We start from the raw sequence: 25672 nt of genomic DNA, 5'->3' as shown, positions 1-25672 counted from the left end.
TTTATTGCCTTCAGTTAATGCCGATCAAACCGCATCCAGCTCCGGTTCATCCGCTTCAACATTCAGCGTTGCCTTGACCACATCATGGCGACGGATGTACTTCCAGTCCGCATCATCGATGTAAATGCCCGCCGGGCCGCTGCCGCCTTCCAGGTCGATCGCGACACTGGCGCAGACCTGCGGCTTCACACTCGCCAGAATCGGCACGAAACCCAGTTGCAGACTGGTTTCCAGCAGTGCGGCCTGGTTCTTCTCGTCGATGTCCGCCGCCTCATCGAGGTAATACGGCAGACGTACGCGACCGGCCTGATCGCGGTCCATCAAGTGCAGCAACAAATACATGTTGGTCAGCGCCTTGATGGTCATGGTCGTACCGTTGGACGCCGCGCCATCGATGTCGGTGTGGATCACTGGCTGGCCGTTGACCTTGGTGATCTCGAAGGCCAGTTCGAACAAGTCCTTGAGGCCGAGTTGGTTGTGGTTTGCCGCCACCAGCCGCGCCAGGTATTCCTTGGCTTCTTCGTTCTTGTTGTCCTGCTCGGCGCTCTGGCTGAGATCGAACACCGACAGGGTTTCGCCTTCTTCGTACTGACCGGCGCTGTGGATGATCTGGTCGATGTGCTTGAGCGCTTCCTTGTTCGGCGCGAGGACGATGCGGAAGCTCTGCAGGTTGGAGACCTGACGCTTGTTGATCTCGCGGTTGAACAGCGCCAGTTGATGCTCGAGGCTGTCGTAGTCGCTGCGAATGTTGCGCAGGGTCCGGGCGATGTCGGTGACCGCCGCGCGACGGGCCTTGCCCAGGGTCAGCGCCTCATCGGTACGGTGCGCGTAAGCGTTGATCAGCAGCGACAGGCGGCGCTCCATGTCGTCTTCGCTGTCGAACTTGGCCACGCCTTTCAGACGTACTTGCGCATACAGCGCTTCGATCTGGCCATCGGCGCGAAGCAAGCCTTGCCAGCTGTCCTGATAGTCGTTGAGCAGTGGCAATAGGTTGTCCATCGAATCGTCGACCGGATCCATGAACGGCGTACCGAACGGCAGATCCGCCGGCAGCAGCTGACGACGGCGCAGCGCGTCGTCGAGGGTGCGTTGCTTGGCTTCCATGTCGGCGATCTGCCGGCCGACCAGTTGCAGCTTGGCCGACAGTTGCTGGACGCGCTCGGTGAACGCATCGCTGGAACGCTTGAGTTCGTCCTGGGCGCCTTCCATCTGCGCCAGTTGCTCGAGCTTGTCGCCTTCCTCGGCACTCAGAGTCTGGGTGCGGCGGAAATCTTCCAGCGCCTTCTGCGCGTCCAGCACTTGCTGGTACAGCGCTTCGGTCTGGGTTTTGCTCGCGGCGCGGTCGGCGGCTACAGCCTGTTGAGTCTTGAGTTGCTTGAGCTCTTTTTCCAGACGCTCTTTCTGATCGCGCAGCGCGGCACGGTCAGCCAAGGCTTGCAGCGCCGGCGGCTCGATGTGCGAGATGTCGATCGACAGGCCAGGCACTTCAAAACGCTCGCCTTTGAAGCCATCGAGAATCAGCTCAACGGATTTGACCCACTCGCCATCTTCGTCGAGGGTAATGCCGTGTTCGCCCAGCGGCAGACTGAACAGCGCGCTGTTGAACAGGCGCATCAAACGCTCGACGTCCTGCTGCGAGAACTCTTCGCGCAGGCGGGCGTAGCTGTTGTTGTCGGCGTGATCGAGTTGCTGTTTCACCGACTTCAGGCGTTTTTCCAGATCGCGCACGCGCTCTTCCAGATCTTCAGCGCTGAACTGACGGGATTGCGCCAAGGCACCGGCCAGTTCGTCGTGCGCATCCTTGGCCGCGAGCAATTGTTGCTCGAGCACTTTGACGTCATCGACCAGGGCGAAGCGATTCTTCAGTACCGACAATTCGCCGAGCCAGCGCTGGATGCCGGAAATCTCCCGCTCCAGACGCATCAGTTCCTGAGTGCCGCCGCGCTGATCGTTTTGCAGACTGTCCTGCTCGCCACGATAGTGATCGGCCTGGATGGTCAGCTCTTCTTTGCGCGCACTGGCGTAGTCCGACCAGGTGCCGAGCAACGAGTCGAGCAGCGGCGACAGGCGATGCAGTTTGCCGCGCAGTATGTCGCGCTGTTTCACGCCGTTGGCCAAGGCCTCAACCAGCGGGCCGGCCGCGACCAGCGAGTTGTAGTCCTGTTCCATGCGCCGCACATCGCGGAAGGCTTCTTCACATGCGGCGATGTAATCGACGCTGCCGGAACGCAGGCTGTGTTCGAAGGCGTCGAGGAACAACTGCTTCAACTTGGCCGCAGTGATTTCGCGCATGTGCAGCAGGTTGATGAACAGCGCGCGGAAGGTCTTCAGGCTCTGCTCGCTGGTGGAGCGCAGCGGGATCAGCGTCAGGTCGAGCGGGATCGACGTGTGACCGCCAACCAGCAAACGACGCAGTTCGTCCGGCTTGAGTTCGTAGGCTTTCAGGCCTTCTTTCTCAAGGTTGCTGAACAGCTCTTTCTGGCGCAGGCAGGTGTCGTTCTTCTGGTAATGCGCCAGATCGAGTTTGCCGGCATAGGCAAAGAACTGGTGACCGAAACCACCGCCCGGGCCGCGACCGACCACGCCGATCACGTGCGGGCCGTGGGGCAGGTTCACTTCGACAAGGATGTAGCTGGTGTCGGAAGCGAAGTAGAAGCGCCGCGATTGTTCCAGGCTGTATTTGCCGAAACTCATGTCCGACATGCGCGCCAGAATCGGGAACTGCAAGGCGTTGATCGACGCCGATTTACCGAGGTTGTTCGCGCCGTAAACCGACAGCGGTTCTTCCAGCGGGAACAGGCCGAGGCTGTAACCGGCGGTGTTCAAAAGGGCAAAGCGGCGGATGCCGTAGCGTTCCTGGCTCATGCGTCGGACTCCTGTTCTTCGGCAATGGCGCGGGCCAATGCATCTTCTTCGCTCTCTTCCTCAAATTCGGAGAGATCGAGCGGGTCGTCGGTTTCGAGGAATTTGGCTTCCGCCGCTTCATCAATCAGCACTGGCGCCGGCAACGGCAGAACGCTGTGCACGCTGGCCGCCAGATCGCGGTCCTGCTGCACCGACAGGCACACGTCGAGGAAGCGGTGCATCGGCGGCAGGAAGCGGTACACGCCGTTTTCTTCGCTGGCAAAGCCGAGTTGAGTCATGCGGCGCATGATCTTTTCTTCGAGCTCTTCAACGGTCTGCACTTCGGCCTGAATGAACAGGTCGCGGTACTTCTCCAGCAGCGATGGCAGTTCTTCACGGCCGAGGCTGCCGCCATCGAGCACGGCGATCGGGTCGCGGCCCTGATCGGCCAGATGCTCGACGAGGATAAAGGTGAATAGCGCCAGACGCTGCGCAGTCTTGTTTACCGCCGCAGCGGCCATGTCCGGCACAAAGTAGTAGAAACCTCGGGTATCGCAAACCAGTTCAAAACCCAGCGCCTTGAACAGCGTGCGGTATTGATCCTGGAAGTTCGACAATTGCGCGTACAGCTCCGGATCGCGGCGGCTGACGTGGTAACCCTTGAACAGCTCGCGGAAGATCGGCGCGAGTTGCGACAGTTCGGAAAGATCAAGATGCATTGGGGATGCTCGCAGAATTCTCGGCGGCGCTGTCGCTGGCCGAGAGCAGGGCGAAGGAGCGCAGGCTGACCTGGTGCTCGTGAGTGTGGTATTCGCGGCGTTCCAGACGCTCACGCTTGAAGCGCTTTTCCCGCGACAGGCGCGAGAACCAGTAGAGCAATTCGTCGGTGGCGCCGTCCGGTTCCTGCTCGAGCAGCCAGGTCATCAGATCCGGCATCGGCAAGGCTTCTTCGCAGCGGTCGACCATCTCGCGCACGGTGCGGGGCGCGCGTGGGGCTTCGCCCTTCTGGGTCTTGTGCGCCTTGGGGAAACGCGCCGGTTTTGGCTCGAAACGCGCCAACGCATAGACGTAGGCTTCGACCTGACTGGCGCTGCCGAGGAAGGTGCTTTGCGGGCGGGTGAACAGCGGCATCGCGGCTTGCGGCACGGCGTCGATGCCTTTACGCCGAATGGCGGCCAGGGCCAACGCGGCGCCACGGGTAACGGCGTTGTGCCGGCGCGCTTCTTCACGCAGCGGCAGCAGCAGTTCGCGGGCGTGACGCAACGTCAGTTGGGCGCTGGTCTGCATCTCGAGGATGCGTGCGTGGGTGCGCAGCAGCATGTCGTCGTCGACCAGATGGCCGAGGCGTTGCTGTTCGCTGAGCATCTTCAGCAATACAGTTTCGACCTTGCGCACGCCTTGTTCGAAGGCGCCGTCGGCGTTTACCAGATCGATCATCGGCTCGACGTATTCGTCCCACGTCGCCAGTACTTCGGCGTAACGCTGACGCAATGGAATCTGCCGATCGCTGGTCTTCGCGCGTTCTGCGACGGCGACCAGCGCCTGTTCGTCGTTGTCGAGCTTCTTCAGTACGTCGCGCACGCGCATGTCGAGCAGGCGCAACTGGCGGGCGAGGTCGTGGCCATCGCGGACTTCGAATGCGTCCTGGATATACCCGGCCAGACGTTCGAGGTGACGCAAATAGGCTTCGATTTCCAGGCACAGGCCCAGTCGGTGCTCGCGACGCAGATAAGCGAGGAAATCGTGAATCTGTGCGTTCAGCTCGAAACGGTTCGGGCTTTTCGCCACCGGAATCAGGATATCGAGGCGAATCCACACGTCGAGCAGGCTGGTGATGTCCTGCGGCGTGCTGTCCAGTTGTTGGGCGGCCAGTTGCGAGCGCAGTTCGTTGAGGCTCAATGTGCCTTGGTCGAAGTGCTCACACAGTGGCTCAAGCAGTGCCCAGTGTTCAGCGAGGGCGCGCAAGACGCGCTTGGGTTCGATCATCGGAATGCCCGGCTGGTTGGCAATGAAAAGCGGCGATTGTACTGCATCACGAAGGATGCGATTCACTCTCGGGACGGGCTGTCGCATTCTTTGTATAAAGAGCGTGGGTAAAGCGCCTCGTGAAAGAGTATCGATCTACAACGGGCGATCTTGAACGAAGGGCGGTAGAATCAGCGCACTTCAGTTATCCACAAGTGGCCGACCCTTGCTAATCGAGTCCCGCCGCCGCGCCTATTTGAACGCCATGCAGGTGGTCAACTGGCTGCCGCGCACCGAATTGCCCTTCGCCGCACCGTCGCGGCCCGAGCTGCTGGACATGCCCGAGCCGGAGGTAGAAGCGCCGGTTGTGTCCGCGCCGCAAGCCGATGCGCCGGAGCAAACGGCTGCCGCTCGTCCGGTCGAACGGCCGAAAATCGAAGTACCGCGGCCGTCGTTGGCGAGTACCCGCACCGGTGCCAAACCGGTAGAAGAGGCCGACGACACGCCAGTCGTCGCCAAACCGGCACCGGTGCCACCACCGCGTTTCGCCCTGCAATTACTGCGCGCCGGGCGATGCCTGCTGCTGGTCGAGTTACCCACAGGCGAACCGTTCCAGAGCCGTGATCCCGCCTATTTGCTGCTGAAAGACATGCTGCGCGCCGCCGGTCTGCCGGATGCGCCGCAAATCGTCGGTGAGCCGGTGCGCTGGCCGTGGCTCAATCGCGGCACCATGGATCAAGGCCCGGAGGCGGCGCGTGATTTCGTTCAGGGTTTCCTTTCCGTGCAAATGGAAGCCGCACCCTGCGCCTGTCTGTGGCTGATCGGCCTTCCGGCGGTGCGTTTTGCCGGTGAAGCGGATGCCGAAGCGTTCAATCGTGAGTTGCAGATCGAAGGTCTGGGCTCGGCCTGGGCCATTCCCGGTCTGGAATTGTTAATGGAAGAGCCACAGCGCAAGGCCGCTGTGTGGCAAGCCATGCGTCGGCTGATGGCGCGCTGGAAAGAATCGAATGAGTGACGCTGTATCGTTCCGCCCGATGACCGAGGCGGATCTGGAAACCGTGCTGAAAATCGAGTACGCCGCGTACAGCCACCCGTGGACCCGGGGGATTTTTCTCGACGGCCTGGGTAAATACCAGATATGGCTGATGTTCGAAGGTGAGCAACAGGTTGGCCACGGGGTGGTGCAGATCATTCTCGATGAGGCGCACCTGCTCAACATTACCGTCAAACCGGAAAATCAGGGGCGTGGGCTGGGGCTGACGTTGCTTGAGCATCTGATGTCGCGGGCGTATGCGGCTTCTGCGCGAGAATGTTTTCTGGAAGTGCGTGACAGCAATACGGGCGCGTTCAAGTTGTATGAACGTTATGGCTTCAACGAGATTGGCCGGCGTCGGGATTATTATCCGGCGGTGGGTGGGCGTGAAGATGCCGTGGTCATGGCCTGCACCCTGGTTGACTGATTACCTGTAGGAGCTGCCGAAGGCTGCGATCTTTTGATTTTATTTTTGATGTTACGGAACAAGATCAAAAGATCGCAGCCTTCGGCAGCTCCTACAGGGACCGAGTTTCAGCTCAAGTGATCAACGGTTGCCATCCAGCGGATCGCGCCGCGCCAGCTCCGCCTCATCCAGCCCATTGCCACCGCCAATGTCATCTTCATCGACGATGCTCAGATCCCAATCGGCCTGATTGCCTTCCCCGGCCTCTTCGGCATCCCGCGCGCCATCTTCATGAATCAGCGTTTCTGGACTGAGGTCATCGTCGGTGGGTTCATGATCACTGACTGAAGCCCCGGTCATACCCGCCTCGCGCACCCGTTCACGCGGCATCAACTGCTCGCGTTCACGCTCGGGAATCTCATCACCGATTTTCGCACTGGGTTCGTCTTCATCGAAATCCAGCTCATGCACCGAACCCATGCGGTCTTCGTTATCATCGATGGGCTCCGGTTGCACCGCATCGTAAGGGCGTCGTGAATCAGTCATGGCAATTCCTCATACTGTGGGCCTTACTTAGGTGGACTCACCGGGCACACGAGAATTCCAATGAAATCACTTGCGGTGACGGCGTGACCCCGACGGGTGGTCGTCTGTCATACCAGCGCATCTTTCTTGAGGCCTTACAGCATGCATGACTTACAAGACCTGATTGATAACAACGAGCGTTGGGCTGACGCGATCACCAAGGAAGACCCGGATTTCTTCGCCAAGTTGGCGCGCCAGCAAACGCCGGAATATCTGTGGATCGGCTGTTCCGACGCACGTGTACCGGCCAACGAGATCGTCGGCATGCTGCCGGGTGATCTGTTCGTGCACCGCAACGTTGCCAACGTGGTGCTGCACACCGACCTCAATTGCCTGTCGGTGATCCAGTACGCGGTCGATGTGCTCAAGGTTAAACACATTCTCGTCACCGGCCACTACGGCTGCGGCGGTGTACGCGCCTCGATGCAGGATCGTCAGTTCGGTCTGATCGACGGCTGGCTGCGTTCGATCCGCGATCTGTACTACGAAAAACGTGAAGAACTGGCCAAGTTACCGACCGAAGAAGAGCAGGTTGATCGCATGTGCGAACTCAACGTGATCCAGCAAGTGGCTAACGTCGCCCACACCAGCATCATCCAGAACGCCTGGCATCGCGGGCAGAGCCTGTCGATCCACGGTTGCATCTACGGCATCAAGGACGGTCGCTGGAAAAGCCTGAACACCACCATCAGTGGTTTCGAGCAATTGCCGCCGCAATACCGTTTGCGTCCGGTTGGCGCGTTGTAAACGGCCTTTCAGCGCAAACCCGAGTGCCGCCAGCGCTGTAAAAAGTGCTGGCCCTCGATGCTGGGCGGTTCGTCGTAACCGGTGATCCACCCTCGACAGCGTTTGGCTCCGCAGCCGCAGGCAAACTGATGCAGCAGTTTGTCTTCGGTGGCGGCGTAGTCCATGGTCAGCCGCTCCCCCCTGTGGATATCTTTCAACGCCCACAACCACAGCTCGCTCATGTCGAGAAACACGTTGGGGTCGCAGGCGTGTTCGATCAAACCGCAAAAGCGCGGATCGTAAATGTGGATGCCCGTCAGCATCTGTCGGGTCTGTCGGCAGCGATAGGGCAGTAGTTGCCCTGACACCCGGCACATCCGATGGCTTTGCAGAAACTCACGCCGCGCCGCGACCCCCATAGGGCTGGCGTGCGCATCGTGGATGATTTCGAAATCGGCACTGGCGGGAAACCCCAGTCGCACCGGCAAACCGGCGAAGGGGTAAATACCTTCAGTATCGCGTGGCGCCGATTGCGCCATGGCGTGGATATTCATAACAGTCCTTGCCGCAAAGGTTTTGCGACTTCCTGGGGGTGACGTCCTGTCAGTGCTGCAGCACTTCTGTTTGGATCCAATCGTGTCGTATTAGGTATAGCTGGTCTACTGTCAGATCTGACAGGAGAGTTAGACGCTTTCCCGCGTCAGCATTGGCTGACACGGGAGCGCTTCAAGCGATTACAGATGCGGGGCGGGAACGGCGGTGGCAGGCAGCGGTGCCTGCAATTGCTTCAGTTGGGCCTTGATCGGGGTGGTCGCGCACTTGGCGACGGCCTGTTCCGGGGTCAGGTTGCGGATCGAGGTGTAGAACAACTCGCAGGTTTTGACCTTCTGCGTCACCTGCCACGTCTGTGTGCAACTGTTGAGCGTGGCCTGTGCATCGCTGCCTGGTTTACTGCCCATGCCCGCCTGCCAGCAGGCCGCGCTCAAATCCTGGCCCATGACTTTCAGACCTGCAGCATCAGCCTTGGCCTGTGCGTCGTCGCCGGTGTAGCTTTTCGGGTCAGCGGCGTACCAGATATAACTCGGGTGGTTGGAACCCAGCACCGGCACTTTCACGCCTTCGCTCGGGCTGATCGTCGCCAGGCCCAAGACATTCACGGTTGGCCCGTATTGCTGCTTGATCCAGTTACGCACCGGCGCGCCGAACGCGACCATCGGCAGCGTCGTGCCGCTGGCGGTCTGGCTGAACTGTTTGACCAGGGTGGTCTGGTAGTCCTTGAAGTAGTCATACACGCCTTCCAGATCACTGCCAGCATTGGACGGCGCAGCGATCGGGGCGATATCGATGATGGTTTGATAGGCCGGCGTCTGCTCGGCAGGAATGCCATTGTCAGTCAGCAGAGTCGCCCAACGATCGGTGGTGTTCGAACGCAAATAATCTTGCGCTTGGGTCAGCGAGTAATCCGGCGGGAAGTGCAGCAATTCGACACTTTTACGGTTTTCCAAAGCCATGCCCAGCGGCAGGAACAGATACCAGCTGTAGGCCCATTTGCCATCGGCATTGAGCTTGCTGGCGCCGGTGTAGGCCAGATCGCCCGCGTCCAGCAGCGCCGACAGCGGTTTGTCGTAATCCTTTGGCACGCCGGTGATTTCGGCGTAGAGCTGGCCGTTATCGGTTTTTACCAACACCTTGGCATCGGCATAACCATCGCGTTGCACGCTCTGGCTCAGGTAATGGGCGACGGTCTGTTCCAGCGTCCAGTTGCGGAAGCAGATTACGCTGCAATTGTTGGGGTAAGCGAACAGGCGGGTAACGCGTTCGGTGCTGCCCAGTTTCAGATCGACATCGGCGTGGGCGGCCGCGCTCAGCGTCAGCGCGGCAAGTGAGAGTCCTGGGAGTTTGAACATGCTCAGATCCTTTTCAGCGTGGGTTCCCCGCGTGTCGGGGGCGCCTCATAGTGGATCAGCCGCGTTTGACAGAGAAGCCGTCATTGGCAGATTTTTGCGCAAACTCGCAGGGCTGGTTTTCAGGCCGGAAAATGCAGGGCGTTGGTCAAATCGCCCATGGGTTGCTGACCCCGGGCAATCATCGCTTCGTCGCGTTGTTTGAGACCGTTGAGCGTTTCCAACTGGAAGACACGGGTGATCAACCGCAGGATCGATGCCGTGTCGTAGACCGTATGATCCACCGTGCCCCTGCGTGCAAACGGCGACACCACCAGCGCCGGTACTCGTGAGCCCGGCCCCCAGCGGTCGCCCTTGGGCGGCGCGACGTGATCCCACCAGCCGCCGTTCTCGTCGACCGTGACGATCACCACCATGTTTTGCCATTGCGGACTTTCACGCAGCACCTTCAGCGCACGCACGATGTGCCGATCCCCGGACGCCACGTCGGCATAACCGGCGTGCATGTTCAGGTTGCCCTGGGGTTTGTAGAAGCTCACCGCCGGCAACTTGCCCGCTTCGGCATCGGCGAAGAATTTGTTGCTGCTCGACTCATCGCCCAGGCCAGCGTCGCGCAGGCGTTTATTGCGCTCGTCGGGGTTCTCCGGGCCTTGTTGCTTGAAGTAGTTGAACGGCTGATGGTGATACTGGAAGTTGGGGATTTTCGGAATGCCGCCGGAATCCTTGTACTGATCCAGCGTCGCCTGCCACGCGCCGGCATACCATGCCCAGTCAATGTGCTTTTTCGATAGCTTGTCGCCGATGTGTTCGTGGGTCTGCGGCACCATCACGTTGGGCAGATCCGCTTTGGAATACGCCGGGCGCTCAGGGTCGCGAATCCACGTCGGCCAGTAGGGCGGGGCGAGGGTGTTGACGCCGAAGCCGTCCGGGGTCAGTGCGCTCGGGCCGAACTGCGGCGGGCCACTCATGGCGCTGGCCGGCGATTGCTCAAGCGGCTTGAGGCGCGGGTCGCTCGGATCATCGCTTTGCAGCGCGGCGATCTGCGATTTGGCCACTGAATTGGCCGCGTCAGGATAGAACGGCGCGGTGGCGCTGATCAGGTATTGGTGGTTGAGGAACGAGCCTCCGAAAGCGCCCTGGAAGAAGTTGTCGCACAGCACGAATTCCTGAGCGACATCCCACAGGCGCAGGGAATAGCGGCTCTGGGCGTAGTGGCCCATGGTCAAGCCACCGGAGTCGGCCCAGGCGACGAAGCCATCGTTCTTGCCGCCATTGATCTGCATTTGGTTCTGATAGAACACGTGCCACAAGTCGCGGGTCACCAGACCGAACGGCAAGTCCTCGCCGGTCGGTCCTTTGAGGGCGAACGGTGCGTTGGGCAGGTTTTGCTGAAACTGCGTGGCGTTGGGGTAAGTCACGCCATCAAGGGTTTGCGGGCCGATCTGCAGCACACCGCCCCAGACTGGAGGCAGGGTTTGCAGCAGCGAGCCGTCGCGATCACGTTGTTGATAGTCGCCGGGCTTGAGCGCGGTTAGCGGCTTTTCGACACCGGGGAAATCACCGAACAGGTTATTGAAACTGCGGTTCTCGGCGTAGATCACCACCACGGTTTTCACCTGATCGCGCAGGGCTTTGTCCAGCTCGGCGGGCGTCAGCGGGCGCTCGGCCGGTTTGCCCGGTTGATCGCTGGCGCTGCCACACCCGGCCAGCGTGGCACCGACACCGAGCACCGCGACGCCGCCGAGGAAGCGACGGCGACTGGTGTCGGTGGGGTGATTGGATGCGGGTGCGTCAGTACCGTCTGTGTCGTCTTTCATCGTTCAGCCCGTTTTGCTTAATTGTTTCAGTATGTTTCGGGCGGACGCTAGCAAGGCAATGTGACGGTTGGGTGACAGGTCTTGCGGGGGCAGCAGGATTAGCCAGGCATGAATTGAGTGAGCGAGTAACCGAGTCGGCTGGCCGCCATGATCGCAATCATCACCACCAGAAACAGCAATTGCAGCGGACTGAAATGCGCCCAGTGCAGCGCGGTCAGCCAAGGGCGGCGGCTGCTCAGCACTGGATCGAGCGAACCGATACGGCGTTTGTCTACCCGCCCGATCAGGATCGTGCCAACGTAAGTGAGCGCCCCCAGCGGGCCGAGCAGCAGCGAAAACAGCAGCAGCATGACCCCCTGCGGAACCCCGTGGCGTATCACCAGCCATCGCGTGTACGGGTTCCATTTACGTGGAATCAGCCACTCGGTGAGCCAAAGGTCCGGCAGGACCACGTGGGCCGTGAGCACCACCCACCAACTCAGTGCAATGCGAAAAAACCAGACCGGCACGCAGGCAAATATCATCGGAATGAAGACGAGGTCCATAGCGGTTTTTTGTGGGGACGGCAGATAGAACAGGCACAGCGCCAAGGCAATCGCGGTCCATAACCGCACCCAGGTTTCGGCGGCGATGGGACGTGGAAGGAAACGCCGCCAGAAGAAAACATCGGCGTAGGGCAACCGGGCGAGCAGGTCGGGAAAACGCCATTTGAGTTTATTCGAGAGTTCGTAACAGGCCTTCCATTCATCCCTCCCAAAGACGTCTGTCACCTTCTTTTGCTGCAGGGGCTTGAGCGGGTTGATCAACAGATGCGCCGCCTGAACGTCGGCCGCCGATATCCGGTCGCTTTCCGCCTTGGCGCGCAGATTGTCGTAGAAACTTTCCTGATCGCAGCGTTCGATCAACGTGTCCCAAAGCCAGTTCGGTTGCGGGTGCAGGCCTTTGTTGTGATCCCAGCCGAACAGTTGGCCGATGCGGTCGAACAGCGGCACACTCCACTCGCTGTCATTGAGCAAGTGCAGCAGGGTTTGCTGCCATTGTTCGCGGCGATCGAAAACCTGCAACCACGGTTGGGCGCTGTAGCGTTTGAGCACGTTGAGGAATTCGCGCTCGCTCTGGCCTTCGAGCAGCGCTTGCAGGTTGTCTCGATAGTCGGCCATCAGATTCTCGGCGAGAACCTCATGCTGACGATCATTCATCAACACGTCCTGCCACGGCCCCAACCATCCAAGTTGCTCGACGGCCCAGTTCAGCACCGGGCTGCGCAGTTGTGCCTGTTCAAAACACAACTGCAGTAACAGCCTTTCGAAGGCCTTGGCGCAGCCTTGCTGTTGCGCCTGATCCCAACGCTCGTCGAGATTTTCGGGCGACAGCCCCTCAAGCAGTTGCCGTGCGGCCTGCGCTTCAAGCGCATACGCCTCTGTGTCCGTGGCCGCCGTCAGTGGCTCGACAGGCAAAACATCATCCTTCGCCGGCGGCGCAAAAGGCTCGGGGGCTGCCGGGTTGACGGGCGGAAAGTCGAGATCGGCAAAATCCCACGCGGTGTTTTGCAGGTGGCTGTGGTTGTTTGCCAGCGCAGCATCGAGTGCCTGTGCGGCAAAGGCGCTGGAAGCCGTGGCCACGGCGACGTCTTCTTCGTCCGCAGGCTCAGCGTTTTCAAGGCGCCACCGGGCAATCGCCAGCGCTTGTTCGTAGGCTTCGCGCAAGCGCTGGAAACCTTCGGCATCCTCATCGGGACGGAAGGTTTTCAGTAGACGCGCATAGGCGCGTTTAATGTCGCGGGCTTCGGCTTCATCGTGCAGGTGCAGCACCGACCAGCAATCCATGGCCAGGCTCCTTATTGCCACGGAGTGCGATCAAGTTCGCTCAGGCGTCGGCTCAAGTCGGTGCGCACTTCACGGATCTGGCGCTCATCCTGAGAGTCGAGCGCGATCTGGAATTGCTTGGCCCAATCGCCCATCAGATCACGCATATCGCCCAAGCTTTCCTGATAGAGGCGCTCCAGACGTGCAGTCAACAGCGTGTTGACCTGCTGCTCGCGCGGATGAATTTTCAGCTGTGCCAGGTTCTGCAGGCGTTGCTGGATCTCCTCGGGCGAGAGCACGCCCGGGTTGTTCTCGATGACCAGCGAATGCTGTTGCCCGGTCAGGGGAATCTTTACCTGGGCTTCGAGCAGGCCGTTGTTGTCGTAGGTGAAACGCACATCGAGAGCGACTTCGCCGGCTTTGCGTTTCGGCACCTTGATGTCCAGTTCGCCGAGTGCCACGTTGTCTTTGACCAGGCGGCTTTCGCCCTGAAAGATCCGTACGATCACTTGCTCCTGATTGTCGTGCAGCGTGTACACGGTTTTCACCCGACTGACCGGGACGATGCTGTTGCGCTCGATGATCGGCAGGTAGTGGCCGCTCTCATAGTTGCGGCCGACCTGTGTGGAGGTCTCGATGCCCAGCGTGTAGGAGCAGACATCGGTCAACACCACTTCTTCCAGCGCTGCAGCGCGAGCCTTGAGTGCCGCTTGAATCGCCGCGCCCTGTGCCACGACCTGATCCGGGTCGAGGGTGATCGACGGGAAGCGGCCGAACAGCCCAGCAGCGAGTTTGCGCACCAGCGGCATGCGCGTGGTGCCGCCGACCAACAGAATTTCGTCCAGATCGCTGACGCGGATGCGCGCATCGCGCAGCGCCCGCTCAATCGGCGCACGCAGGCGTTCGAGCAGCGGCATGTACAGCGTTGCCAACTGTTGCTGGGTGATGGTTTGCGTCCACTGCCGCTCACCGAGCTGCAAGCGGAATTCGGCGCTGTCGTCCTGGCCCAGCGCCTTGCGCACGCGTTCGGCCTCGCGACGCAGCGGCTGGATGACGCTGCTGCGCTCAGGGAAGTCGGCGGCCGAACGGTGCTGACTGATGAAGTGCTCCAGCAGCACGGTGTCGAAGTCTTCGCCACCGAGGAAGTTGTCACCGGCGCTGGCGCGCACTTCCATGACCCCTTCGAACAGCTCCAGAATCGACACGTCGAACGTGCCGCCACCGAGGTCGAAGACCAGGAACGAAGTTTCCTTGTCGCGCTGGTGCAGTCCATAGGCGAGGGCAGCGGCGGTTGGTTCGTTGATCAGCTTCTCGACCTTCAGCCCGGCCAGTTCGCCGGCGATGCGCGTGGCTTTGCGTTGAGCGTCGCTGAAGTAGGCCGGGACGCTGATCACGGCTTCGGTGACGGTTTCGCCATAGGCGCGTTCAACGTCTTCTTTCAGACTCTTGAGCACCAGCGCGGACAGCTCTTCCGGGCGAAACGCTTTGTCGGCCAGATACGTTTGCGTGGCGCTGCCCATGTGGCGCTTGAACAGCGACGCGGTCAGGCGCGGATGCGTGTGCAGACGCTCACGCGCCGCCTGACCCACCAGAATCCGGCCCTGATCATCCAGGCCGACAACGCTCGGTGTCAGGAACTGACCCAGGGCATTGGGCACCAACTCGGTGGCATCGCCACGCCAGACGGCGACCAGGCTGTTGGTGGTTCCCAGGTCAATCCCTACGATCATTGCAACGAACTCCCTTTGCGCTTGGTAAAAAATGGAAACATTTATGGGCGCGCAGAATATTACCGAGGGAGCGATGCGGTAAAGCAGGATGATGGCTCTGAGCCATTATTTGCGACAGGCAGCCCGACACAGGGCTGTTTCAGGAGAAAAGTGTGGGGCGCGGCCATCATGACTGCGCCCCGCTTGGGTTAAGGCATCACTGGCGGCGTATACGCCAGCGTCGTCCCCAACGCCCACAGCAACAGCAGCACCAGCGGCGTGTGCACCAGCAATTGCACAAAGGAGAATCCGATCAGATCTCGCGCTTTCAGCCCGAGTACGCCGAGCAGCGGCAGCATGTAGAACGGGTTAATCAGGTTCGGCAGCGCTTCGGCCGCGTTGTAGATCTGCACTGCCCAGCCGAGGTGGTACTGCAGATCATTGGCGACCTGCATCACGTACGGCGCCTCGATAATCCACTTGCCGCCACCGGATGGAATGAAGAAACCGAGAATCGCCGAGTACACGCCCATCAACAGTGCATAAGTGTCGTGGGAGGCGATGCTGACGAAGAACGTTGAGATGTGGTGCGCCAGGGTTTGCGCGTCCGTGCCTTTGACCGTGGTCATCAGCGCGGCGATCGAGCCGTACAGCGGGAACTGGATCAACACGCCGGTGGTGGTCGGCACGGCGCGGGCGACGGCATCAAGGAAACTGCGCGGCCGCCAGTGCAGCAAGGCGCCGAGCATGATGAACAGGAAGTTATAGGTGTTCAGCCCGGAAATCGCGGTGATCGCCGGTTTGGTTGAAAACTCATGGAACAGCCATCCCGCCGCCAACAGTACCAGCACGATGATCAGCAGCGGGCTGTGTTCCAGCCATTCACCCGGACGCGTACGCGGTTGCAGCGGTGGCAGGTTGAAGGCCGGGTCGATGCCACAGGCCTTGGCGTCGCGCGCTGAGTTCGGCCCGGGGGCGGTGGCGTAAGCGATGATGATCGAGATCACGATCAGCGCCAGCAGCATCACGCCGGACTGCCAGAGGAAAATCGTTTCGGTGAACGGAATCACCCCGGTGATCGACAGGATCGACGGCGGCAGGCTGGCGGGGTTGGCTTGCAACTGCGCGGCCGACGACGACAAACCCAGCGCCCACACCGCGCCAAGGCCCAGATAGGCAGCGGCGCCGGCGGCGCGGTAATCCATTTTCAGATCGGTGCGGCGGGCGAGGGCGCGGACCAGCAAACCGCCGAATACCAGCGACAGGCCCCAGTTGAGCAACGACGCGACCATTGAGATCAACGCAACCCACGCCACGGCAGAACGGCCGTTTTTCGGGATACGCGCCAAGCGATCAATCAGTTTCACGGCGGGCGGCGAGCTGGCGACTACGTAGCCGCCGATTACCACGAAGGCCATTTGCATGGTGAACGGGATCAGGCTCCAGAACCCGTCGCCGAACGCCATCGCCGCATCGGTGGGTTTCGCGCCCATGGCCAGGGTGGCCAGGGCGACGATGATCACGGCCAGCGCGGCGAATACCCAGGAGTCGGGAAACCAGCGTTCGGCAAAGCTTGAACAGCGCAGGGCAAAGCGCGCAGAGCGGCTATCTTCGATATCAACGGCCACAGGAAGTACCTCGGATTTTTATGGTTATTGTGGTCCGCGGGAACGCTCGCCGATCTCCACAACACAGAGATCCCTGTGGGAGCGAGCCTGCTCGCGAAGAGGTCGGCACATTCGACATTGAGGTTGCCTGAACTGACACTTTCGCGAGCAGGCTCGCTCCCACATGAGGTTCACTGCGATTGATCGGTGCTGGCGTCGGCCCGCTGGACAGGCATTAACAGTAATTCAACTGCCAATGCTTTGTGAGCAGCTTTTGCAAAACCGGGACTATGGTCTAACGGGTTGTCCACCAGCCCATTTACGTAGACCATGGGCGCCTTGGTTTTTTGCCTGCCAGAGTTCTTTGCCATGACCGCCCAAACCACGGCCAAACCCGTGCCGTTCAGCCGTTCCGACTACAAGACCCTCGGCCTTGCGGCCCTTGGCGGGGCGCTGGAGATTTACGATTTCATCATTTTCGTATTCTTCGCCCTGACCCTCAGCCAGTTGTTCTTCCCGCCGGAAATGCCCGAATGGTTGCGCCTGCTGCAAAGCTTCGGGATTTTCGTCACCGGTTATTTGGCGCGGCCGCTGGGCGGGATTCTGATGGCGCATTTCGCCGACAAACTCGGGCGCAAGAAAGTCTTCAGCCTGAGCATCCTGATGATGGCGCTGCCGTGCCTGCTGATCGGGACCATGCCGACTTATGCCCAGATCGGTTATTTCGCGCCGCTGCTGTTGCTGGCGCTGCGCATCCTGCAGGGCGCGGCGGTCGGCGGGGAGGTGCCGAGTGCCTGGGTGTTTGTCGCCGAGCACGCACCGGCCGGCCATCGTGGTTACGCGTTGGGCTTTTTGCAGGCCGGGCTGACCTTCGGTTATCTGATCGGCGCGCTGACCGCGACGTTCCTCGCGCAAGTCTTCACCCCGGCGGAAATCCTCGATTACGCCTGGCGTTATCCGTTCCTGCTCGGTGGTGTGTTCGGCGTGATCGGCGTTTACCTGCGGCGCTGGTTGAGCGAAACACCGGTGTTCATGGCCATGGAGGCGCAACGCGAGGCGCGGGTCGAACTGCCGCTGCGTACGGTGTTGCGCGAACATCGACTGGCGATGCTGCCAGCGATGTTGCTGACCTGCGTGCTGACTTCGGCGGTAGTGGTGTTCGTCGTCATCACCCCGACCATGATGCAGAAAACCTTCGGCATGACCGCCAGCCACACCTTCGCCCTCAGCGCGTTGGGCATCGTCTTCCTCAATATCGGCTGTGTGATTGCCGGTCTGTTGGTTGATCGCCTCGGTGCCTGGCGCACGGTCATGCTCTACAGTCTGCTGCTGCCATTGGGTATCGGTGTGCTTTATGGCTGCCTGATCAGCGGTGGCGAGTGGATTGGCATTGCGTATGCCATTGCTGGTCTGGCGTGCGGTGTCGTCGGCGCTGTGCCATCAGTGATGGTCGGCTTGTTCCCTGCGCGTATCCGCGTGTCCGGCATTTCCTTCACCTACAACATTGCCTACGCGGCGTGGGCGAGCATTACACCGCTGTTGCTGATCGGTCTGATGCCGTGGAGCCCGTGGGTCTGTGTGATGTTCTGCGCGGTGATGGGCGTTGTGGGGCTATTGACGGCAGCGTATTTTGGCGCGCGAATGCCGCGCACAGGACAATGTCAGGTGGCCGGAGCTGCCTGACAGCGTTCGCTCGAACTATTTTTGACCGACGGGTCGCAAACGCTCTTCAGAAAAGCTTTTCAAGGCCGATGGCTAGGCTGTATCCCGCTTTCTATCCTGCCCATCGGTACTTCCCCATGTTCAACAAACGCCTGAAGCAAGAGCTGACCGCTCTTCGTGAAGAACTCTCCAGCCTTGTGCAGGTGAAGGAAAGCCTGGAAAGCGAGATGCTGGTGCTGTGCCTAGAAGCTGACGGGCGCATTCAATCGGTCAACCAGAACTTCCTCACCGAGATGTTCTACAAGAGCCAGGACCTGATCGGTCGAGCGATTGAAGATATCGTCCCGGCCCACGTAAAGACCGACGAATTCCATCACCGCTTCAAAAACGCCATGACCCGCGGCGAGCATTTCGCCGGTGCCGTGCGCCTGTTGCGCGGCAATGGTGAGGAGGCGTGGCTGCGTTCCATCGTGCAACCGGTGCGTTCTTCGGACGGGCGGATCAAGCACATTTCGCTTTACGCCAGCGACCTGACCCGCACCATCGAAGCCTCGCGTGAACACGAAAACCTGATCGGTGCGCTGGTGCGTTCGACGGCGGTAATCGAGTTCGACCTCAACGGTAATGTGCTCAACGCCAACGATCGCTTTCTCAGCGGCATGGGTTACAGCCTGGCGCAGATCAAGGGCAAACATCACCGCATGTTCTGCACGCCGGAGGAATACAACAGCGCCGAGTACCAGAATTTCTGGCGTCGTCTGAACAATGGCGAGTTCGTGGCCGAGCGCTTCAAACGTGTCGACAGCCATGGTCGTACGGTGTGGCTGGAGGCGTCCTACAACCCGGTGGTCGATGCCAACAACAAGCTGTACAAAGTGGTGAAGTTCGCCACGGTGATCACCGATCAGGTCAACCGCGAGCAAGCCGTCGCCGACGCGGCGAGCATTGCCTACAGCACTTCGCAGCAAACCGACAGCACCGCCCAGCGCGGTACCACGGTGGTGACTGAAGCAGTAAACGTAATGCGTGATCTGTCGCGGCACATGCAGGCCGCCGGTGAGGGTATCGAAGCGCTGAACGAGCAGTCGCAGGTGATCGGCACCATCGTCAAAACCATCAGCGGCATTGCCGAACAGACCAACCTGCTGGCGCTCAATGCTGCCATCGAAGCGGCCCGTGCCGGCGAGCAGGGCCGAGGCTTTGCGGTGGTGGCTGACGAAGTGCGGCAACTGGCGTCGCGCACCAGTCAGGCGACTGAAGAGATCGTCACCGTGGTGCGGCAGAACCAGGAAATGGCACGCAATGCCGTGGCCCTGATGACCGACGGCAAGCTTCAGGCTGAACAAGGGCTGGCGCTGGCGGCAGAGGCGGGCACAGTGATTGTCGAGATTCAGGACGGTGCGCAGAAGGTCGTCAACGCAGTGGGCCAGTTTGCCAATCAACTCTCCCACTGACCTGCACACAACCTCTGTAGGAGCTGTCGAGTGAAACGAGGCTGCGATCTTTTGATCTTGACTCCGAGGATCAACATCAAGATCAAAAGATCGCAGCGTGCCGCAGCTCCTACAGAGTTTTCACCTGCCTGTATTTCGATGCTGGCGCTACAATCGGCTCCTTTTCCCCGGAGCAGATTCCCATGAGCGATTCCCACCGCCGCCCGGTGCCCCTGAACAAAGCCTACCGTTTGCTCAACCACGGGCCGACCGTGCTGGTCAGCGCCGCCCACGACGGCCAGCGCAACATCATGGCTGCCGCCTGGGCGATGCCGCTGGATTTCGAACCGCCGAAAGTCGCCGTTGTCCTCGACAAATCCACCTGGACCCGCCAGTTGCTCGAAGCGTCCGGCACCTTCGTGCTCAACGTCCCGTGCGTCAATCAGGCTGACATCGTGCAAACCGTCGGCAATACGTCGGGTCTGGACATCACCCAAACCCAGGGACAAGACAAATTTCAGGCTTACGGTTTACAGACCTTCAATGGCGAACAAGTCGAAGCACCTTTGCTAGACGGCTGCGTCGCTTGGCTGGAATGCCGTTTGCTCCCGGAGCCGCGCAATCACGAGCAGTACGACCTGTTTCTCGCCGAAGTCATCGCCGCCCATGCCGATGAGCGTGTGTTCAGCGACGGGCGCTGGCATTTCGAAGGGCACGATGGTTTGCGCACGTTGCACCACGTGGCGGGTGGGCATTTCCTCAAGATCGGTGATGCGGTGGATGGTAAGACGTTAGCGGTCTGAATAAAGGCTGATGGCAAAACATTACCGGATGTTGCAAGGTAGAGGGCATCGTCGAACCGATCAGGCGCATGCCCCATGGATCTTTCCCTTTCAAGTTATCTGGCGCCGTTGCTGTCGTTGGCCCTGTTGTGGACGGTGGCCGTGGTCACGCCCGGCCCGAACTTCTTCAACATCGCGCAACTCGCGGTCAGCCGCTCCCGCCGACACGGTGTAGTCGCGGCGCTCGGCGTGGCCAGCGGAACCGTGTTGTGGGGGCTGGCGGGTGGCCTGGGCATTCAGTCGCTGTTCAGCGCCGCACCAACGTTGTACTTGAGCTTCAAGATTGCCGGTGGTTGCTACCTGATCTATCTCGGGCTCAAGCAGTTCAAGCGCAAGGCGCCGATAGTCCCAGGCACGCTCGATACCTCGGAGCAAACGTTGCTTGGCGCTTACGGACGGGGCTTTCTGGGCAACATGACCAATCCCAAATCCGCACTGTTCGTCGCCACCATCTTCGCCACCGCCATGCCGGCTCACATCCCGCCACTGATGCTGGCGCTGGCGGTGCTGACCATGGCGACGTTGTCGTTCAGTTGGTATTGCTGCGTGGCGCTGTTCTTCGCCAGTCGGCGGATCGCCGGTGTGTATGAGCGTTCGCGACAATGGCTGGATCGCTTCGCGGGCGGATGCTATCTGTTGTTTGGGGTGCATCTGGTGGCTAATCGCTGAGCCGGGGAATGTCCCGAGTTAAATCAGTTGCAAACAAAAGGCCTACCTCGCGGTAAGCCTTTTTTGTTTGCGTCCTAGCCTCAATCCCCCAGCGCTTCCCCCTCACGCCGTGGATCCGCGCCCCCCTCCAACGACGCTTTCCCCTGCGCATTCTTGACCCGCACGATGGCCTGGGTGCCGCTGGTCATGTCGATTTCATTTACCGCATGCCCTTTGTCTTTCAGCGCCTGAATCAGCGCCGGGCTGAACTGGCCTTGTTCCAATTCGGTCGGGCCATTGCGGCTGCCGAAGTTGGGCAGGCTGATGGCGCTTTGCGGGTCGAGGTTCCAGTCGAGCAGGCCGACGGTGGTTTTCGCCACGTATTCGATGATTTGCGAACCGCCCGGCGAGCCGACCGTGGCGACGAATTCGCCGCTGTGGCGATCGAAGATCAGCGTTGGCGCCATCGACGAACGCGGGCGTTTGCCCGGTTCGACGCGGTTGGCGACTTTCTGCCCGTTCTCTTCAGGGATGAACGAGAAGTCGGTCATCTGGTTGTTCAGCAGAAAACCCTGAACCATCAGGTGCGAGCCGAACGCGGCTTCGATGGTGGTGGTCATCGACACAGCGCCGCCGAGGTCATCCACCGCGACCACTTGCGAGGTGGAGATGCGCAGCGGCGAACGGTCCGGGGCGTAGGCGACCTGCAGACCCGGTGGCGTGCCCGGTTTGGCGCTGCCCATGCTGCGTTCGCCTATCAGGCTGGCGCGGCTGGCCAGATAACCCGGGTCGACCAGGCCTTTGATCGGCACCGGCACGAAGTCGGTGTCGGCGACGTATTGCGCGCGGTCGGCGTAGGCCAGACGTTCGGCCTCGGCGATCAAATGCACGGCCTGCGGATCCGGTTCAATGCCGGCCGGTTTATCGGTCTTCAGCGGTTTGAGCGGTGTCAGCGAAAGACGTGGATCGCGGGTTTCCAGCGCCTGCAACGTGCCGAGAATCTGCGCCACGGCGATCCCGCCCGACGACGGTGGCGGCATGCCGCAGACCTGCCAGCGTTTGTAGTCGGTGCACAGCGGCGCGCGTTCCTTGGCCTGATAGCGCTGCAGATCGTTCAGCGACAGGCTGCCGGGGTTGGCGTGGCCTTGCACTTTGGCGACGATTTCTTCGGCGATTGGGCCTTTGTACAGTGCGTCCGCACCTTCGTTGGCGATGCGTTTGAGCACTGCGGCCAGAGCCGGGTTTTGCAGGCGCGTGCCGACGGCTTTGACGCTGCCATCGGCGTTCAGGAAATACTTGGCCATGTCCTGCGACTGGCGAATGACTGGATCTGATTCCAGCAGCGAATGCAGGCGCGGCGAAATGGCAAAGCCTTGCTCGGACAGTTTAATCGCCGGTTCAAACAGCTTGGCCCACGGCAGGCGACCGTGTTGTTTATGTGCCATCTCCAGCGCGCGCAACACGCCCGGTGTACCGACCGAGCGACCGCCGATCTGCGCCTGAGGGAACGACATCGGCTGGCCATCGGCACGCAAGAACAGCTTTTCGGTCGCGCCGGCCGGTGCGGTTTCGCGGCCGTCATACGTGCGCACTTGTTTACCGTCCCACAACACGATCATTGCGCCGCCGCCGATCCCGGAAGACTGCGGCTCAACCAGGGTCAGCACCGCTTGCATCGCAATCGCCGCATCAATCGCCGAACCGCCTTGACGCAGCATTTCGCGACCGGCCTCAGCAGCCAGAGGATTGGCAGCGGCAGCCATGTGTTTGCTGGCGTGACGGGTTTGCAGGTCGGTGCGGAAACCGGAAGCGGCTTCCGGGGCCAGCGGCAAAGTCGAGGAGGGCGGGGCGTTGCACGCGGTGAGGGTCAGGGCGCTGATGATCAGCGTCAGGGCTGGCAGGCGAAAGCGGCTCAAGGGCAAGGCTGAAAACACGCGGGCTCTCCGTCCGTGGGATAAAAGTCTCAGGGACTTTATCGACCGCTCGGTCGCGACGCAAACCGATGGGCATTTTTGTCTTTCTTTTCAGGGCGGATGTTCGCTAGGGTCAACCGCAATCGACCGACCGCACACGTCCCCTGTAGGAGTGAGCCCGCTCGCGATAGCGGTGGGTCAGTCAGCAATGATGTTGAATGTGATAACGCTATCGCGAGCAGGCTCACTCCTACAATTACAAGATCAACAAGAGACCGATATGCACAGCGAGTTCCCCACCGAATCCAGCTACCGCGATCAACGCGAACAGTTCATCGCCGCCGCCAATGCCGCCGGCGCCACGCTCACTTCCTACACACATCCGCGCTGCGGCCCCTTTGGCGAACCCCTGAGCACCGACGTCGCCGTGCTCGGCGATCCACAGGCCAAACGCCGACTGGTAGCGCTCAGCGGTACGCACGGTGTCGAGGGCTATTACGGCTCGGACTGCCAGATCGAATGGCTGAAAACCTTCGAACCTGGTTCGCTGCCCAAGGATGTCGCGGTGGTCATGGTTCACCTGATCAACCCATGGGGCACGGCGTGGTTGCGCCGGGTCAACGAAGACAACATCGACCTCAACCGCAATCATCTGGATTTCACCGGGCCGCTACCGGATAACCGCGCATACGCCGCACTGCATGAAATCTACGCCTGCACCGATTTGCACGGCCCCGAGCGCCAACGTGCGGATGCCTTGCTCGATGCGCAAATCAACGAACACGGCTGGCCGGCGGTGATGTCGATTGTCGAGGGTGGTCAACACAGCCATCCCGACGGACTGTTTTACGGCGGCCGCGCGCCGAGCTGGTCGAATCGCACCTTGCACCAAATCATCAAAACGCATCTGGCTGGCGCTGAAACCGTGATGTGTTTTGACCTGCACACCGGCGCCGGCGAGTACGGTCATCCGATGTTGCTGACCATCACCCAGGCGCCTTACCCGGCACTCGCGCAGGCCCAGGCAATTTATGGCTCTTGGCTTTACACCCTGCACACCGGCGCCGACACCTTGAGCGAAACCGGAGTGGCCGCGACTGCCACCGGTTACACCTCACAGGCGTTGCTTAATGCATTGCCGGACGTGCAATTGATGCCGTTCGTGATCGAGTGCGGGACGTATCCGGGGCCGGATGTGCATCGGCATTTGCGTGATGACCAGTGGCTGCATTTGCACGGTGATCCGCTGGATGCGATAGGGCGCGAGATCAAACTGAATCTGCTTGAGCAGTTCTATCCAACTGATCCGGATTGGCGGGCGATGGTCGGTTTGCGCACTCGGCAAATCTGGGCGAAAGGGTTGTCGGCGTTGGCTTGCTGAAAAGGCATTTCGCGCCTGTAGTACCTCGCCGCAACTTGGCGGTTGCTCTGCATTTTTCCTACAGATTTTTCAGGTCGACAACTTACGCGCCCTTACCTGAGGATGGTTTTTATCGTTTTTTCCAGGATGGATTTCAGATGAAAAGGATGAGTCCGTTGCCATTCAACTCTATGTTCAGTCGGCCATTGTCATGAGTTTTTCCAATGAGGACCGCGATTTTCTGGTGGCGATGGGCAGTCGCATTGCTCACTTACGCACAGTTCACGAGATAACACAGACTCGGTTTGCACGGGCTTTAGGTCTTTCCCGGCAAACCTTTCAGGGCTACGAGGAGGGCACTCGCAGCATGCCGGTGACGACACTGGTGAAGATGGCATTTGCGCTTCGCGTGCCTGTTGAAGACCTGCTCGGCGTTCCCTCGTACACGGAGAGGCCCAGACGCAGCTTGACCTCGACGTGGTATCGACGGCTGCAGTCCATCAATGAACTTTCGAAGGTCCAACAGAAGGTCATTGCGCAGATGCTCGACGCGCTGATCGCGCAGGCAGCGACCAAAACGAGCAACGAAGAAAAAGAAGTTTGAAGTAACCCAAAGAACGCGGAACCAAGGTGCACGAACACCCTGGCCCCGCTAACCAAAAGCAGCTAGACAGGAGCTAATCATGGCTAAAACCAATCATACGTCATCAACCCCCATCACTGAACGCCGGCTGAAAATCGCCGCTGATTTTTACCCCGTCCACACAAAGGAAAAATCCTACAGCCCCGCCAAACCGGTGCCCTGGATCAGGCTTCGCGGGCTGTGGTTGCGGCAGGCGGGATTCGAGGTGAACGAGAACGTCAAAGTGCGTGTGATGAAAGGGTGTCTGGTGATTACAGCGGAATAGATGAATCGTCCGAGTAAAGCCGCAACGCTATTTGCGTAGGAAAAAACGCCGCTAACCCTCAAGGGATAGCGGCGTTTTTTCTCAAATAGCGCTTTTGATTATCTTGAATTTTGTGGCGGGCGAGGCCGGTATTACTTGGCTAAAAGCCTGATTGTGAGGAAGGCATTATCTTGAATTTGATATTGGCTTATGTGAAAAAAGGCGAAGTGCAAACTGTAAGCACTGATCCAATCGAAAGGGCTGAAGAAAGGCCTTCTGTAGGTGGGGAGCCGGAGGGGGGATTATTGCAGGCATAAAAAAACGGCCTACCTTTCGGTAAGCCGTTTTTAGTACTTGGTGGCTACACAGGGACTTGAACCCCGGACCCCAGCATTATGAATGCTATGCTCTAACCAACTGAGCTATGTAGCCAAGTGGCGCGCATTATTCCCCTGAAATGGAAAAGCGTCAAGCGTAAATTTAAAATATTTCTTCTTATTTTCAACCGCTTATCCTCCAGCCCGGA

At 60.1% G+C, this 25672-nt stretch carries 21 protein-coding genes, 1 tRNA gene and 1 pseudogene; 11 read left to right on the top strand and 12 right to left on the bottom strand.

Annotated elements, in window-relative coordinates:
- Positions 1-24: 24 nt before the first annotated feature.
- From mksF to mksB, 3 genes are read right to left on the bottom strand one after another with little or no spacing between them, the layout of a single operon-like run.
- Entirely contained in the window at positions 25-2865 is a 2841-nt protein-coding gene (mksF, locus tag LOY43_RS23940; protein ID WP_258708822.1) for an Mks condensin complex protein MksF, read from the bottom strand.
- Positions 2862-3563: an Mks condensin complex protein MksE gene (mksE, locus tag LOY43_RS23935; RefSeq protein WP_007912968.1), complete on the bottom strand. Its 702-nt coding sequence runs from the start codon at positions 3561-3563 to the stop codon at positions 2862-2864. The genes mksF and mksE overlap by 4 nt, the downstream gene beginning before the upstream one ends.
- On the bottom strand, positions 3553-4830 hold the full coding sequence (gene mksB, locus LOY43_RS23930; protein WP_007912967.1) for an Mks condensin complex protein MksB: 1278 nt from the start codon (positions 4828-4830) through the stop codon (positions 3553-3555). Before mksB ends, mksE begins: the two co-directional genes overlap by 11 nt.
- A gap of 244 nt (positions 4831-5074) precedes the next feature.
- Here mksB and LOY43_RS23925 point away from each other — a divergent pair, with 244 nt between their 5' ends.
- Positions 5075-5824 (top strand): energy transducer TonB, encoded by a 750-nt coding sequence (locus LOY43_RS23925; RefSeq protein WP_093441537.1) that lies wholly within the window; start codon positions 5075-5077, stop codon positions 5822-5824.
- Positions 5817-6269 (top strand): ribosomal protein S18-alanine N-acetyltransferase, encoded by a 453-nt coding sequence (gene rimI, locus LOY43_RS23920; RefSeq protein WP_007912963.1) that lies wholly within the window; start codon positions 5817-5819, stop codon positions 6267-6269. The genes LOY43_RS23925 and rimI overlap by 8 nt, the downstream gene beginning before the upstream one ends.
- A 120-nt stretch (positions 6270-6389) precedes the next feature.
- Here the strand turns inward: rimI and LOY43_RS23915 are convergent, their stop codons facing one another.
- The gene (locus LOY43_RS23915) at positions 6390-6794 is read right to left on the bottom strand and encodes a hypothetical protein (protein WP_016983591.1); all 405 of its coding nucleotides are present in this window, start codon (positions 6792-6794) and stop codon (positions 6390-6392) included.
- A 141-nt stretch (positions 6795-6935) separates the two neighbouring features.
- Between LOY43_RS23915 and can the strand changes: the two genes are divergently transcribed.
- The gene (gene can, locus LOY43_RS23910; protein WP_007912954.1) at positions 6936-7580 is read left to right on the top strand and encodes a carbonate dehydratase; all 645 of its coding nucleotides are present in this window, start codon (positions 6936-6938) and stop codon (positions 7578-7580) included.
- 8 nt (positions 7581-7588) lie between these two features.
- Here can and LOY43_RS23905 read toward each other — a convergent pair whose 3' ends face one another.
- The 6 genes from LOY43_RS23905 to LOY43_RS23880 all read right to left on the bottom strand — a co-directional run bounded on the left by LOY43_RS23905 (position 7589) and on the right by LOY43_RS23880 (position 16422).
- A complete protein-coding gene (locus LOY43_RS23905) occupies positions 7589-8113 on the bottom strand; it encodes an SET domain-containing protein-lysine N-methyltransferase (protein ID WP_095125804.1) in 525 nt (174 codons plus the stop codon).
- 180 nt (positions 8114-8293) lie between these two features.
- Positions 8294-9466, bottom strand: a complete 1173-nt coding sequence (locus LOY43_RS23900) for a hypothetical protein (RefSeq protein ID WP_258708821.1) — start codon at positions 9464-9466, stop codon at positions 8294-8296.
- Positions 9467-9585: 119 nt separating this feature from the next.
- Positions 9586-11280 carry an acid phosphatase gene (acpA, locus tag LOY43_RS23895; protein WP_258708820.1) on the bottom strand — a complete coding sequence of 565 codons (1695 nt, stop codon included), beginning with the start codon at positions 11278-11280 and terminating at the stop codon, positions 9586-9588.
- A 98-nt stretch (positions 11281-11378) separates the two neighbouring features.
- Positions 11379-13106, bottom strand: coding sequence for a J domain-containing protein (locus LOY43_RS23890; RefSeq protein ID WP_258708819.1), 1728 nt, complete (start codon positions 13104-13106; stop codon positions 11379-11381).
- A gap of 11 nt (positions 13107-13117) precedes the next feature.
- Positions 13118-14815, bottom strand: coding sequence for a molecular chaperone HscC (locus LOY43_RS23885; RefSeq protein ID WP_095125800.1), 1698 nt, complete (start codon positions 14813-14815; stop codon positions 13118-13120).
- Between the two features lie 188 nt (positions 14816-15003).
- A complete protein-coding gene (locus LOY43_RS23880) occupies positions 15004-16422 on the bottom strand; it encodes a short-chain fatty acid transporter (RefSeq protein WP_007912940.1) in 1419 nt (472 codons plus the stop codon).
- Between the two features lie 348 nt (positions 16423-16770).
- On the opposite strand from LOY43_RS23880, the gene LOY43_RS23875 reads away from it, so the two are divergent.
- The 5 genes and pseudogenes from LOY43_RS23875 to LOY43_RS23860 all read left to right on the top strand — a co-directional run bounded on the left by LOY43_RS23875 (position 16771) and on the right by LOY43_RS23860 (position 21007).
- A complete protein-coding gene (locus LOY43_RS23875; RefSeq protein WP_258708818.1) occupies positions 16771-18084 on the top strand; it encodes an MFS transporter in 1314 nt (437 codons plus the stop codon).
- A pseudogene (locus LOY43_RS28970) lies at positions 18060-18977 on the top strand (PAS domain-containing protein); the annotation flags it as partial. The gene LOY43_RS23875 and the pseudogene LOY43_RS28970, both read left to right, overlap by 25 nt.
- Positions 18957-19517 (top strand): methyl-accepting chemotaxis protein, encoded by a 561-nt coding sequence (locus tag LOY43_RS28965; RefSeq protein ID WP_371748318.1) that lies wholly within the window; start codon positions 18957-18959, stop codon positions 19515-19517. The pseudogene LOY43_RS28970 and the gene LOY43_RS28965, both read left to right, overlap by 21 nt.
- Positions 19518-19699: 182 nt before the next feature.
- Positions 19700-20299, top strand: coding sequence for a flavin reductase family protein (locus LOY43_RS23865; RefSeq protein WP_095050594.1), 600 nt, complete (start codon positions 19700-19702; stop codon positions 20297-20299).
- 75 nt (positions 20300-20374) lie between these two features.
- On the top strand, positions 20375-21007 hold the full coding sequence (locus LOY43_RS23860; protein ID WP_095050595.1) for a LysE family translocator: 633 nt from the start codon (positions 20375-20377) through the stop codon (positions 21005-21007).
- A gap of 80 nt (positions 21008-21087) precedes the next feature.
- On the opposite strand, the gene ggt is transcribed toward LOY43_RS23860, so the two are convergent.
- Entirely contained in the window at positions 21088-22920 is a 1833-nt protein-coding gene (gene ggt / locus LOY43_RS23855) for a gamma-glutamyltransferase (RefSeq protein WP_220556991.1), read from the bottom strand.
- Positions 22921-23179: 259 nt separating this feature from the next.
- On the opposite strand from ggt, the gene LOY43_RS23850 reads away from it, so the two are divergent.
- From LOY43_RS23850 to LOY43_RS23840, 3 genes are all read left to right on the top strand, one after another.
- Positions 23180-24280 carry a M14 family metallopeptidase gene (locus LOY43_RS23850; protein ID WP_258708816.1) on the top strand — a complete coding sequence of 367 codons (1101 nt, stop codon included), beginning with the start codon at positions 23180-23182 and terminating at the stop codon, positions 24278-24280.
- A gap of 190 nt (positions 24281-24470) precedes the next feature.
- Positions 24471-24863 carry a helix-turn-helix domain-containing protein gene (locus tag LOY43_RS23845; protein ID WP_258708815.1) on the top strand — a complete coding sequence of 131 codons (393 nt, stop codon included), beginning with the start codon at positions 24471-24473 and terminating at the stop codon, positions 24861-24863.
- A gap of 79 nt (positions 24864-24942) precedes the next feature.
- Positions 24943-25167 carry a SymE family type I addiction module toxin gene (locus LOY43_RS23840; protein ID WP_034156047.1) on the top strand — a complete coding sequence of 75 codons (225 nt, stop codon included), beginning with the start codon at positions 24943-24945 and terminating at the stop codon, positions 25165-25167.
- A 334-nt stretch (positions 25168-25501) separates the two neighbouring features.
- On the opposite strand, the gene LOY43_RS23835 is transcribed toward LOY43_RS23840, so the two are convergent.
- A tRNA-Met gene (locus tag LOY43_RS23835) sits at positions 25502-25578 on the bottom strand.
- Positions 25579-25672 lie beyond the last annotated feature (94 nt).

The sequence above is a fragment of the Pseudomonas sp. B21-041 genome, assembly GCF_024748675.1.
In the GTDB taxonomy this organism is placed as follows: domain Bacteria; phylum Pseudomonadota; class Gammaproteobacteria; order Pseudomonadales; family Pseudomonadaceae; genus Aquipseudomonas; species Aquipseudomonas neuropathica.
The sequence above is the reverse complement of the archived record's forward strand: the minus strand, read 5'-3'. Positions and strand labels throughout refer to the sequence as shown.